The organism is Massilia sp. TS11 (assembly GCF_022012445.1).
Lineage (GTDB): Bacteria > Pseudomonadota > Gammaproteobacteria > Burkholderiales > Burkholderiaceae_D > Telluria.
Genome location: NZ_JAKLTS010000014.1, coordinates 1 through 11,821, shown reverse-complemented (window position 1 = coordinate 11,821; position 11,821 = coordinate 1). Strand labels below are relative to the sequence as shown.

Annotated in this window: 10 protein-coding genes; 4 read left to right on the top strand and 6 right to left on the bottom strand. The window is 65.8% G+C overall.

What is annotated here, in order from left to right:
* Positions 1-9 precede the first annotated feature (9 nt).
* Positions 10-1,389, bottom strand: coding sequence for an amidohydrolase (locus LZ005_RS17910; RefSeq protein ID WP_237809870.1), 1,380 nt, complete (start codon positions 1,387-1,389; stop codon positions 10-12).
* A gap of 120 nt (positions 1,390-1,509) precedes the next feature.
* On the opposite strand from LZ005_RS17910, the gene LZ005_RS17905 reads away from it, so the two are divergent.
* Complete coding sequence (locus LZ005_RS17905; RefSeq protein ID WP_237809869.1) at positions 1,510-2,886, top strand: IgA Peptidase M64; 1,377 nt, start codon at positions 1,510-1,512, stop codon at positions 2,884-2,886.
* A 96-nt stretch (positions 2,887-2,982) separates the two neighbouring features.
* Here the strand turns inward: LZ005_RS17905 and parC are convergent, their stop codons facing one another.
* Together parC and LZ005_RS17895 are read right to left on the bottom strand one after the other, a co-directional pair.
* Positions 2,983-5,295, bottom strand: coding sequence for a DNA topoisomerase IV subunit A (gene parC / locus LZ005_RS17900; RefSeq protein WP_237809868.1), 2,313 nt, complete (start codon positions 5,293-5,295; stop codon positions 2,983-2,985).
* 9 nt (positions 5,296-5,304) lie between these two features.
* Positions 5,305-7,302, bottom strand: coding sequence for a DNA topoisomerase IV subunit B (locus LZ005_RS17895; RefSeq protein ID WP_237809867.1), 1,998 nt, complete (start codon positions 7,300-7,302; stop codon positions 5,305-5,307).
* Between the two features lie 124 nt (positions 7,303-7,426).
* Between LZ005_RS17895 and LZ005_RS17890 the strand changes: the two genes are divergently transcribed.
* Positions 7,427-8,248: a response regulator gene (locus tag LZ005_RS17890; protein WP_237809866.1), complete on the top strand. Its 822-nt coding sequence runs from the start codon at positions 7,427-7,429 to the stop codon at positions 8,246-8,248.
* On the opposite strand, the gene LZ005_RS17885 is transcribed toward LZ005_RS17890, so the two are convergent.
* From LZ005_RS17885 to LZ005_RS17875, 3 genes are read right to left on the bottom strand one after another with little or no spacing between them, the layout of a single operon-like run.
* Entirely contained in the window at positions 8,249-9,418 is a 1,170-nt protein-coding gene (locus tag LZ005_RS17885; protein WP_237809865.1) for a VWA domain-containing protein, read from the bottom strand. It lies immediately after the preceding gene.
* A gap of 1 nt (position 9,419) precedes the next feature.
* Positions 9,420-10,004: a GNAT family N-acetyltransferase gene (locus tag LZ005_RS17880; RefSeq protein ID WP_237809864.1), complete on the bottom strand. Its 585-nt coding sequence runs from the start codon at positions 10,002-10,004 to the stop codon at positions 9,420-9,422.
* Positions 10,004-10,858: a MoxR family ATPase gene (locus tag LZ005_RS17875; protein ID WP_237809863.1), complete on the bottom strand. Its 855-nt coding sequence runs from the start codon at positions 10,856-10,858 to the stop codon at positions 10,004-10,006. The genes LZ005_RS17880 and LZ005_RS17875 overlap by 1 nt, the downstream gene beginning before the upstream one ends.
* A 157-nt stretch (positions 10,859-11,015) precedes the next feature.
* Between LZ005_RS17875 and LZ005_RS17870 the strand changes: the two genes are divergently transcribed.
* Together LZ005_RS17870 and LZ005_RS17865 are read left to right on the top strand one after the other, a co-directional pair.
* On the top strand, positions 11,016-11,342 hold the full coding sequence (locus LZ005_RS17870; protein ID WP_237809862.1) for a cytochrome c: 327 nt from the start codon (positions 11,016-11,018) through the stop codon (positions 11,340-11,342).
* A 9-nt stretch (positions 11,343-11,351) separates the two neighbouring features.
* Positions 11,352-11,696, top strand: coding sequence for a cytochrome c (locus LZ005_RS17865; RefSeq protein ID WP_237809861.1), 345 nt, complete (start codon positions 11,352-11,354; stop codon positions 11,694-11,696).
* The last annotated feature ends 125 nt before the right edge of the window (positions 11,697-11,821 follow it).

Here is an 11,821-nt window from a genome sequence, read left to right as displayed (position 1 = left end):
GCTGGGCTCCTAGCGCTGGGTGGTGCCGACGCTGAAGTCGGACGTCAGGCCGTCGTTGGGACGGCGGCGGTCAAAGCGGGCAATCCCGTCGATGAAGACCAGATCGGCCTTGGCGAAGATCGAGAAGGGATTGGCGCTCCACAGCACCACGTCGGCGTTCTTGCCCACATCCAGGCTGCCGATCTGGCCGTCCATGCCGATCGCGCGGGCCGGGTTCAGCGTGATCCAGCTGATCGCCTTCTCCGGCGCCACGCCGATGCCGGCGCGCTGCCCGGCCGCCATGGCCTTGGCCGCCTCCTGGTTCAGATGCTGGATGTCGACCGCGCTGTCCGAGTGCAGGGTGGCGCAGGCGCCCACCGCATCGACGATGGCGATGTTCTCGCGGATGCCGTCGAAGGACTCCATCTTGAAGCCATACCAGTCGGCCCACATCACGGCGCAGGTGTTCGTCTCGCGCAGCAGCGGGGCGATCTTGTAGGCTTCCACGGCGTGGTGGAAGGCCGAGATCTTGAAGTTGAATTCCTTGGCCACGTCGAGCATGGTGGCCATCTGGTCGGCGCGGTAGCAGTGCATCTCCACCAGGATCTTCCCATCGAGGACCTCGACCAGGGTCTCCATGCCGATGTCACGATCGGGCGGGGCGCCCTTCTTCTCCTTGTCCCAGGCGCGCCGCTTCTCGCGGTAGTTGACGGCCTTGGTGAAGGCTTCGCGGTAGCCTGCCACATTCCCCATCAGGGTCATCGGCGCCTGCTTGCGGCCTTCGCCGTAGACGCGCTTGGGGTTCTCGCCGCAGGCCATCTTCAGCACCTGGGGCGCCCCCGGGAACTTCATGCCCTGGTAGGTGGTGGCCGGCACGTTCTTCAGCAGCACACCGCGCCCGCCGATCAGATTGCCCGAGCCGGGCAGGATCACCATCGAGGTCACGCCACCGGCACGCGCGGCCAGGAAGCCCGGGTCCTGCGGCCACACCGCGTGTTCGGCCCAGACCTGAGGCGTGGTCGGGCTGGTCATCTCATTGCCGTCCGCATGGGCCCACACGCCCGGCGAGGCATAGTCGCCCAGGTGCGAGTGCGGGTCGATCAGGCCCGGCGTGATCCAGCGCCCGCTGGCGTCGATCACCTGGGCCCCGGCCGGCGCGCTCAGACCTTTGCCGATCGCGGCCACTTTGCCGTCGGCCAGCAGCAGGTCGGCGCCGTCCAGACGCGCGCCGCTGCCGGTCAGAATGGTGGCGTTCTTCAGCAGGACCGGGGCCGCACTGGGAGCCGCATAGGTCGAGAAGTACGAGGGACGGAACAGGGGTTCCGGATCGGCCGCGAGGGCCGGCAGGGTCGCTGCCGCCGCGACGGCCAGGCAAAGTCGGGTGAGCCAACCCGCCAGTGGTCTTTGCATGATGCCTCCTTGGTTGAAATGACAGGCAAGTATGCCGTCTTTCCTGTGAGAAGTGTTGGCCCAAGGGCTACAATGCACGCACTTACAACAGGGAGGGGCGCCATGTGGCGAGGTGTATGTATGAGTGCGCTGCTGCTGGCGGCGCCGCTGGCCTGGGGCGCGCAGCCAGGCACGATGCGGGTCGACGTCAGCCATAGCGGAAATGCGCTGAGCGACAGCTATGCGCTGGCGCGCGTGCTGATCGAGCCGCTGCCCTGGCCCGGCGGCGCGCAGCAGGCGATCGACCGCACCGAGCGTGGCAACAACAAGTTCGAAGTGGTCGATGCCAAGACCGGCAAGCTGCTGTACTCACGCGGCTTTTCCACCGTGTTCGCCGAGTGGCGCACGACCGAGGAGGCGGGGCGCATGTCGCGCGCCTTCGAGGAATCGCTGCGCTTTCCGCTGCCCGAGCATCCGGTGCGCGTGCGCCTGCTCAAGCGCGACGAGCGCAACCAGTTTTCGCTTGTGTGGAGCGCCGACATCGACCCGCAGGCGCAGGACGTGATCCGCCGCCAGGGCCCGGCGCCGGCGCAGCCGATTGCGCTGCAGATCAGCGGCCCCTCGCCCGAGAAAGTTGATCTGCTGATCCTCGGGGACGGCTACACGCGGGCCGAGCTGGGCAAGTTCGAGGCCGACGCGCGCCGCCTGGTCGCCCAGCTGTTTACCGTCTCGCCCTATAAGGAGCGGCGCCAGGACTTCAATGTCTGGGGCCTGGCCGTGCCGACCGAGGAAAGCGGCGTGTCGCGTCCGTCGACCGGCAGCTACAAGGCCTCCGCCCTGGGCACGCGCTACGACATCTTCGGCAGCGAGCGTTACGTGCTGGCGCTGGACAACCGCGCGCTGCGCGACATCGCCATGTACGCGCCCTACGAGTTCATCGAAATCCTCGTCAACAACGAGACCTATGGCGGTGGCGGCATCTACGGCCAGTTCTCGACGGCGGCGGCCAGCAACGACTGGGCCAATTATCTGTTCGTGCACGAATTCGGCCACCACTTCGCCGGCCTGGCCGACGAGTACTACACCTCGCCCGTGGCCTACCAGTCGAGCGGCGAGCGGCCCGAGCCCTGGGAGCCGAACGTGACGGCCCTGCACGATCCGGCGCAGCTGAAGTGGAAAGCCCTGGTCAAGCCCGGCACGCCGCTGCCGACGCCCTGGCCCAAGGCCCAGTACGAAGAGGCCGCGCGCGTCTACCAGAAAAAGCGCCAGGCGCTGCGCGCGGCGAACCGGCCCGAGTCCGAGATGAGCGCCCTGTTCAAGGAAGACCTGGCGGCCACGCACCAGCTGTTCGCCGACGCCGCACAGCGCCACACGATCGGCGCATTCGAAGGCGCGAACTACGAAGCAAGCGGCTACTACCGTTCCGAGATGCAGTGTCTGATGTTCGACCGCAGCGAGAAATTCTGCCAGGTCTGCCAGGACGCCATCCGCGCCACCATCGACCAATACAGCAGATAAAGAACGGTGTCAGGTCCGGCGATCGGACATCGGGGAACTTTCGCTGTCGCGAAAAGTTCCCCGATGTCCGATCGCCGGACCTGACACCGTTTGGGATCAGGCGGGGCGCAGGGTCTGGGGCTTGAGCTTGGCGAGCAGGGCCTTGCCTTTGCGGGCGCGCTTGCCGAAATGGTGGGCCAGGCCGGAATTGGCCAGCGCTACTTCCTGCGCCTTGCCGCCGCGCCCGGTGCCGAGCACCTGCACGCCCTTCTGGGTGATCGGCTGGGCCGCCAGCAGACTTTCCTTGTCCTCGAGCTCCATCAGGGTCACGCCGCGCCCGCCATTGGCCAGCACCTTCATTTCGTCCAGACCGAACACCAGCAGGCGTCCGTGCTCGGACAGGCAGGCCAGCGCGCCCATGTCCTCGCCGATCAGGCGCGGGGCCAGCGGCTGGGCGCCCTCGTCGAGGGTGATGAAGGACTTGCCGCCCTTCAGACGCGACACCATGTCGCCGGCGCTGGCGATGAAGCCGTAGCCGGCGCTGCTGGCCAGCAGCAGGCGCGCGCTGGCCGGGCCGGCGTAGTAGTGCAGCACGCGCACGCCGCCGGACAGGTCGATCAGGGTGGTGATCGGCACGCCGTCGCCGCGCGCGCCGGGCAGGGCCGCCACCGGCACCGAGTAGATCTTGCCGTTGTCGCCGAAGCACAGCAGGGTGTCGACCGTGCGGCACTCGAACGCGCTGTGCAGGCTGTCGCCGGCCTTGAAGGTGAACTGGCCGACGTCGTGGCCGATGCCGGTGCGCGCCCGCACCCAGCCTTTTTCGGAGACGATCACGGTCACCGGCTCGTCCACCACCTTCTGCTCGACCACGGCCTTCTGGGCTTCTTCGATCAGGGTGCGGCGCGCGTCGCCAAAGGCCTTGGCGTCGGCCTCGATCTCCTTGATCACCTGGCGCTTGAGCGAGGACGGATTGGCCAGCAGGTCTTCCAGCTGCTCCTTCTCCTTGCGCAGTTCGGCCAGCTCCTGTTCGATCTTGATCGCTTCCAGGCGCGCCAGCTGGCGCAGGCGGATCTCGAGGATGTCCTCGGCCTGGCGGTCGGACAGGGCGAAGCGGGCGATCAGGGCGGCCTTCGGTTCGTCGCTGTTACGGATGATGGCGATGACTTCGTCGATATTCAGCAGGACGGTCTGGCGCCCTTCGAGAATATGGATGCGGTCATTGACCTTGCCCAGACGGTGCTCGGTACGGCGGCGTACGGTGCTGAAGCGGTAGTCGATCCATTCGCCGAGAATCTCGGCCAGGCCTTTCTGGCGCGGGCGGCCATCATTGCCGATCATGACCAGGTTGATCGAGGCGCTGGTCTCGAGCGAGGTGTGGGCCAGCATCAGGTTCATGAATTCGGCCGCGTCCTGGTTCTTCGACTTCGGCTCGAACACCAGGCGCACCGGCGCATCGCGCCCGGCTTCGTCGCGAATCGTGTCGAGCGCGCCGAGAATCAGCTGCTTGAGCGCGCTCTGCTCGGGCGTCAGCGACTTCTTGCCGGCCTTGACCTTGGGATTGGTCAGCTCTTCGATCTCTTCGAGCACCTTCTGGGCCGAGGTCCCGGGCGGCAGCTCGGTCACCACGGCCTGCCACTGGCCGCGCGCCAGTTCTTCGATCTTCCAGCGCGCGCGCACCTTCATCGAGCCGCGCCCGGTCGCATACATCTCGGCGATCTGGGCCGGCGGGGTGATGATCTGGCCGCCGCCGGGGAAGTCGGGGCCGGGAATCAGCTGCATCAGCTCGGCGTGGGGCAGATCGCGGTTGCGGATCATGGCCACGGCGGCCGCCGCCACTTCCTTCAGATTGTGCGAGGGGATCTCGGTGGCCAGGCCGACCGCGATGCCGCTGGCGCCATTGAGCAGCACCATCGGCAGGCGCGCCGGCAGCGTGCACGGCTCTTCGGTCGAGCCGTCGTAATTGGGCTGGAAGTCGACCGTGCCTTCGTCGATTTCGTCGAGCAGCAGGCGCGAGATCGGGGTCAGGCGCGCTTCCGTGTAACGCATGGCGGCGGCGCCGTCGCCATCGCGCGAGCCGAAATTGCCCTGGCCGTCGATCAGCGGGTAGCGCAGCGAGAAGTCCTGGGCCATGCGCACCAGGGCGTCATACACGGACTGGTCGCCGTGCGGGTGCAGCTTGCCGAGCACTTCGCCGACCACGGTGGCCGATTTGCGCGGCTTGGCCGTGGCGCCCAGGCCCAGTTCGTTCATCGCGTACAGGATGCGGCGCTGGACCGGCTTCTGGCCGTCCGACACATCGGGCAGGGCGCGGCCCTTGACGACCGAGATCGCGTAGTCGAGATAGGCGCGCTCGGCAAACGTGGACAGGGTCAGCGATTCGCCGTCGTCCGGCACATTCTGTTGTTCAAAGAGGCTGGCTTGATTACTCATGGTGCGGTCTTAAATATCGGCTTCGGCTTCGTTGCCATGTTCTTCGATCCAGGCGCGGCGTGCGGCCGCTTCGCCCTTGCCCATCAACATATTGAAGCGGGCCGCCGCTTCCTGCGGCGTGTATTCGTTGAAGGCGACCGGCAGCAGGCGGCGCGTGTCCGGGTTCATCGTGGTTTCCCACAGCTGCTCGGCATTCATCTCGCCCAGACCCTTGAAGCGGCTGATGGTCCAGGAGCCGTCCTTCAGGCCGTCCTTCTTCAGCTTGTCTTCGATGGCCGTCAGTTCCTGGTCGTCGAGCGCATACAGCTTCTGGATCGGCTTCTTGCCGCGCGCCGGGGCGTCGACCCGGTACAGCGGCGGACGGGCGATGTAGATGTGGCCGCGCCGGATCAGGGCCGGGAAGTGGCGGAAGAACAGGGTCAGCAGCAGCACCTGGATGTGCGAGCCGTCGACGTCGGCATCGGACAGCACGCAGATTTTGCCGTAGCGCAGACCCGACAGATCGGGCTCGTCGTGTTCCCCATGCGGGTCGACGCCGACGGCCACGGCGATGTCGTGGATCTCGTTGTTGGCGAACAGGCGGTCGCGCTCCGTTTCCCAGGCATTCAGCACCTTGCCGCGCAGGGGCAGGATGGCCTGGAATTCCTTGTCGCGCCCCATCTTGGCGGAGCCGCCGGCCGAGTCGCCCTCGACCAGGAAGATCTCGTTGCGCGTGATGTCGGAGGATTCGCAGTCGGTCAGCTTACCGGGCAGCACGGCCACGCCCGAGGATTTCTTCTTCTCGACTTTCTGGGCCGAGCGCAGGCGCGACTGGGCCTGCTTGATGACCAGCTCGGCTAGCTTCTTGCCATACTCGACATGCTGGTTCAGCCACAGTTCGAGGGCCGGCTTGGAGAAGGAGGAGACCAGGCGCACGGCGTCGCGCGAATTGAGCTTCTCCTTGATCTGGCCTTGGAATTGCGGATCGAGCACCTTGGCGCTGAGCACGAAGGAGACGCGGTTGAACACGTCTTCGGGCAGCAGCTTGACGCCTTTGGGCAGCAGGGAATGCATTTCGCAGAAGCCCTTGACGGCGCCGAACAGGCCTTCGCGCAGGCCCGACTCGTGGGTGCCGCCGTTCGGCGTCGGGATCAGGTTGACATAGGATTCGCGCACCACGGCGCCGTCCTCGGTCCAGGCCACCACCCAGCTGGCGCCTTCGCCTTCGGCAAAGCCTTCCGACTCGCTGCTGGCGAACTGCTCGCCTTCGAACAGGGGGATCAGGGTTTCGCCATTGGCGTGCTGGCCCAGCATCTCGACCAGATAGCCGCGCAGGCCGTCCTTGTACTGCCAGGTCTGGACCTCACCGTTCTTGGCATTGGTCAGGGTCACGGTCACGCCAGGCAGCAGCACGGCCTTCGAGCGCAGCAGGCGCTGCAGCTCGGTGTGCGAGATCGCGGGCGAATCGAAATACTTGGCGTCGGGCCAGGCCGTCACGCGGGTGCCGGACTTCTTGCCGTCGCGCGGGGCCGGCTGCGAGCGCAGCGGCTCGACCAGATCGCCATGTTCAAACGCCAGCGTGTGGAAGCCATTGCCGTCCGGCTCCTTGCGCCAGACATGGATCTCGAGGCGCTTGGACAGGGCATTCGTGACCGAGACGCCGACCCCGTGCAGTCCGCCGGAGAAGGCGTAGGCGCCGCCCGAGCCTTTGTCGAACTTGCCGCCGGCGTGCAGGCGCGTGAACACGATCTCGACGGTGGGCACGCCCTCGTCGGGATGCAGGCCGACCGGAATGCCGCGCCCGTCGTCCTCGACGGTCACGGAACCATCGGTATTGAGGGTGACGGCGATGTTCTTGCAAAAGCCGGCCAGCGCCTCGTCCGAGGCATTGTCGATGACCTCCTGGATGATGTGGAGCGGATTTTCGGTCCGGGTGTACATGCCCGGACGCTGCTTGACGGGCTCCAGGCCCTTGAGAACGCGGATGGAAGCTTCGCTGTAATCGGATGCGGGTTTCTTTGTTGCCATTATCTCAATGAGGCTGACCTTGGACGGGAAAAACCGGCGTATTGTACCTAAACCCCGGCGAGGATCGGCTTGCCACGCCGCTAACAGCTGCTTACCATAGCCGGATCGACCTGCATTTGCCCCCATGCTCGCTACCGCCTACCCCCATGCCGTGCGCCTGCTGGGCTTCTCGCCCGAGGACACCGACGAAATCGCCACCGTGCTGGCCGACGCGCCGCTGCCGGGGGCCGGCTATTTCTGCCTGAGCGAGGACAGCCTGCAGGAACCCGATCTGGTGATCGCCAACGGCGCCGACCTGCAGGCCCTGGCCCTGCTGGCGGCCGCCCAGCCCGGCCCGCTGCTGCCGGCCGTCGTGGTCGGCGAGGCGAGCAGCCTGCTGGCGGTGCCGCATCTGCCGCTGCCGGTCGATCCGGACGAACTGTTCGCCCTGCTCGACGCCCTGATGGCGCGCCGCGCCCAGGCCCTGGCCGGCGGCGCCGCGGCCCCGGCCCTGCCCGAGCGGCGCCGCCGGCCGCGCCTCGACTACGACCTGACCGATCCGAGCGAATACCTGGCCCTGCGCAAGGCGCCGCCGACCGGGGCGGTGCTGCTGGTCGACACCGATGGTCAGCTGCGCGAGCACATCGTCCCGCTGCTGGCGCCGCGCCGCGTGTCGGTCGAGTGGACCGACAGCGCGGCCCTGGCCGTCAGCCTGTGCGAGGAGACGCCGGTCGCGCTGGTGCTGGTGAATACGGCCACGCCCGGGCTCGATCCGTATCAGCTGTGCGCCGAGATCAAGGCCACGCCCAAGGGCCTGCGCATCGCCGTGGTGCTGCTGGCCGCGGCCGATTTCACGTTCGACCGCGAACGCGCGCGCTCGGCCGGCGTGCGCGGCTATCTGGACAAGCCGGTGTCCGACCGCAATCTGCTGGCCCTGCTGCAAAAGATGCTCTCGCTCGGCGCCTGATTATTTGCTCAGCATGCGCATGGCGCGGTCGAGGCCTTCGAGGGTGACCGGGTACATGCGGTTATTCATGATCTGGCGGATGATGCTGATCGACTGGCGGTACTGCCAGACGCCTTCGGGCTCGGGATTGAGCCAGACGAAATGGGGGAAGGTGGTGACGCAGCGCGCCAGCCATTCGGCCCCGGCTTCGGCGTTGTTGTATTCGACCGAGCCGCCCGGCTGCAGCACCTCGTAGGGGCTCATGGTGGCGTCGCCAACGAAGATCAGCTTGGTGTCGGCCTGGTATTTGCGCAGCACGTCCCAGGTCGGGAAACGCTCGGCATTGCGGCGCCGGTTGTTCTTCCACAGGTAGTCGTAGACGCAGTTGTGGAAGTAGAAGAATTCCATGTTCTTGAACTCGCTCTTGGCGGCCGAGAACAATTCCTCCGTGCGTTCGATGTGCTCGTCCATCGTGCCGCCGACGTCGAGCAGCATCAGCACCTTGACCTTGTTGCGCCGCTCGGGCTGCATCTTGATGTCGAGGTAGCCGGCATTGTTGGCGGTGGCGCGGATGGTGGCGTCGAGCGCCAGTTCCTCCTCGGCGCCCTCGCGCGCGAAACGGCGCAGGCGGCGCAGCGCCACCTTGATATTGCGCGTGCCCAGTTCGCGCTCGGCGTCGTAGTCGCGGTAGCTGCGCTGCTCCCAGACCTTGACGGCGCTGCGCTGGCCGCCCTTGCCGCCGATGCGGATGCCTTCTGGATTGGCGCCGCCATTGCCAAACGGCGAAGTGCCGCCCGTGCCGATCCATTTATTGCCGCCTTCGTGGCGTTCCTTCTGTTCCTTCAGCAGCTCTTGCAGGCGCTCCATCAGCTTGTCGTAGCCGAATTTCTCGAGCGCCGCCAGCTGCTCGGGCGTCAGTTCGCGCCGCATGCGTTGCAGCAGCCAGTCGGGCGGGATGCCTTGCGCGTTGTCGAAGACCGCCGCCACGCCCTTGAAATAGGCGCCGAATGCACGGTCGAACTTGTCGAAATGGGCTTCGTCCTTCACCAGGGTCAGGCGCGCGAGGAAATAGAACTCGTCGAGCGAGGGCGCGATCACCTGCTGCTGCAGGGCTTCGAGCAGGGTCAGGAATTCCTTGATCGACACCGGAATCTTGGCGTCGCGCAGGGTGAAGAAGAAGTCGATCAACATCTCAGTCGCGTCGTAGCTTGTCGCGCAGGTGGGCGGCGATCTCCGGCCATTCGCCCTTGACGATGCTGTACATCACGGTGTCGCGCACGCTGCCGTCGCGGCGCGGGTGGTGGTGGCGGATCACGCCATCCTTCTTGGCGCCGAGGCGTTCGATTGCGCGCTGCGAGGCGAAGTTGAAATTATCGGTGCGCAGGCCGACCACGGCCGCGCCCAGGGTATCGAAGGCATGGCTGAGCAGCATCAGCTTGCAGCTGGTGTTCACATGGGTGCGCTGCCAGCGCCGCGCATACCAGGTGTAGCCGATTTCCACCCGCTCCACGGCCGGCAGGATGTCGTGGTAGCTGGTGCTGCCGATCACGGCGCCGCTGGCCTGGTCGATCACGGCCCAGGCCATGCGCGTCGGGCGCATGGCGATGGCGCTGGCGATGTAGTCGTCGACCTCGTGCGGGGCCGGCACCGAGGTCACGCGCAGCGTCCACAGCTGGCCGTCGCTGGCGGCGGCGCGCAGACCGGCGGCGTGCTCGGGGCCGAGTGGCTCCAGGCGCACGCCATTGAATTCGAGCACGGTGGCTTGAACGGGCAGCATCAGCGGTTCGTACGCGACATGTAGACCAGACGTTCGAACAGGTGGATGTCCTGTTCGTTCTTGAGCAGGGCCCCGTGCAGCGGCGGCACGATGGTCTTGCGGTCCTGGCTGCGCAGGGCTTCGGGCGGGATGTCCTCGGCCAGCAGCAGCTTCAGCCAGTCGAGGAATTCCGAGGTCGACGGCTTCTTCTTCAGGCCGGCGACCTCGCGCACCTCGTAGAAGGCCTGCAGCGCATTGGCCAGCAGCTCCTGCTTGAGCGTGGGGAAGTGGACGCGCACGATGTCGGCCATCGTCTCCTTGTCCGGGAACTTAATGTAGTGGAAGAAGCAGCGGCGCAGGAAGGCGTCCGGCAATTCCTTCTCGTTGTTGGAGGTGATGATCACCAGCGGGCGGTGGCGCGCCGTGACCATTTCGCGCGTCTCGTAGACGTAGAACTCCATGCGGTCGAGTTCGCGCAGCAGGTCGTTCGGGAACTCGATGTCGGCCTTGTCGATTTCGTCGATCAGCAGCACCACCGGCTCGGGCGCCGTGAAGGCCTGCCACAGCACCCCCTTGATGATGTAGTTGTGGATGTCGCGCACGCGCTCGTCGCCGAGCTGGGAATCGCGCAGGCGCGAGACGGCGTCGTATTCGTACAGGCCCTGCTGGGCTTTGGTTGTCGATTTGATATGCCACTGCAGCAGCGGCCGGTCGAGGGCGCTGGCCACTTCTTCGGCCAGCATGGTCTTGCCGGTGCCGGGCTCGCCCTTGATCAGCAGCGGGCGCTGGAGCGTGAGGGCCGCATTCACGGCCAGTTTCAGGTCGTCCGTGGCGACATAGCCGGCGGTGCCTTCAAAGCGCGGAGGAGCTTGCATAAAGACGCGATCGGTGTAGGGGAAATACAGCGAGTATATGCGATATCACTGAGGCGGTGGACTGGCATTCAGGAATCAGATAAGATGTAAGGCTGATGGTGCAAAAGATAAGGTCTTTGCACGCGAAGCTAACGAATCCACACCACTCATCGCCACCATGAAAAAAATCTTCGCACTCTGCGTACTCGCTGGCCTCGCCCAGGGCGCGCTGGCTGCCGACATCGTCGGCAACGCCAAAGCTGGTCAAGCCAAAATTGAGCTGTGCATCGGTTGCCACGGTATCCCCGGCTACAAGGCGACCTTCCCCGAAGTGTTCCAGGTGCCGATGATCGGTGGCCAGTCGGCCAAGTACATCGAGAATGCGCTCAAGGCCTACCAGAAAGGCGAGCGCAAGAACCCGTCGATGCGCGGCATCGCCGGTTCGCTGAGCGACCAGGATATGGCTGACGTCGCCGCCTTCTACGCCCAACAGAAACAGAAATAAGGACCCGTCATGAAGAAGACCCTGATCGCCCTGAGCGCGGCCCTCGTGTCCCTGTCCGCTGTTGCCGGTGGCAATGTGGAAAACGGCGCCGCCCTCGCCAAGAAATACAACTGCGCCTCCTGCCATGGCGACAAGTTCACCAACCCGATCGACCCCAGCTATCCGAAGCTGGCCGGCCAGCACCAGGATTACCTGGAGCATGCGCTGACCGCCTATCGCCGCGGTGGCGACGCTGCCAACGGCCGTGCCAACGCCATCATGGGCGCCCAGGCCAAGCCGCTGACCACGCAGGAAATCAAAGACCTGGCCGCCTATCTGCACAGCCTGCCGGGTGAGATGACCGCGCACCGTTAATCCGGCGCCGCATCCGAACCAAAGCCACGCCGCCGCGTGGCTTTTTTTTCGGAAAAATCGGGGTCAGACCCCATTTATCCGGGCAGAAAAATGGGGTCTGACCCCTTTTTTCTGTGAGGATAAAT

Coding starts and splice junctions, on each gene's coding strand:
- LZ005_RS17890 (WP_237809866.1), top strand. CDS start 7,427: ATGCTCGCTACCGCCTACCCCCATGCCGTGCGCCTGCTGGGCTTCTCG.
- LZ005_RS17885 (WP_237809865.1), bottom strand. CDS start 9,418: ATGTTGATCGACTTCTTCTTCACCCTGCGCGACGCCAAGATTCCGGTG.
- LZ005_RS17905 (WP_237809869.1), top strand. CDS start 1,510: ATGAGTGCGCTGCTGCTGGCGGCGCCGCTGGCCTGGGGCGCGCAGCCA.
- LZ005_RS17895 (WP_237809867.1), bottom strand. CDS start 7,302: ATGGCAACAAAGAAACCCGCATCCGATTACAGCGAAGCTTCCATCCGC.
- LZ005_RS17880 (WP_237809864.1), bottom strand. CDS start 10,004: ATGCTGCCCGTTCAAGCCACCGTGCTCGAATTCAATGGCGTGCGCCTG.
- parC (WP_237809868.1), bottom strand. CDS start 5,295: ATGAGTAATCAAGCCAGCCTCTTTGAACAACAGAATGTGCCGGACGAC.
- LZ005_RS17910 (WP_237809870.1), bottom strand. CDS start 1,389: ATGCAAAGACCACTGGCGGGTTGGCTCACCCGACTTTGCCTGGCCGTC.
- LZ005_RS17870 (WP_237809862.1), top strand. CDS start 11,016: ATGAAAAAAATCTTCGCACTCTGCGTACTCGCTGGCCTCGCCCAGGGC.
- LZ005_RS17875 (WP_237809863.1), bottom strand. CDS start 10,858: ATGCAAGCTCCTCCGCGCTTTGAAGGCACCGCCGGCTATGTCGCCACG.
- LZ005_RS17865 (WP_237809861.1), top strand. CDS start 11,352: ATGAAGAAGACCCTGATCGCCCTGAGCGCGGCCCTCGTGTCCCTGTCC.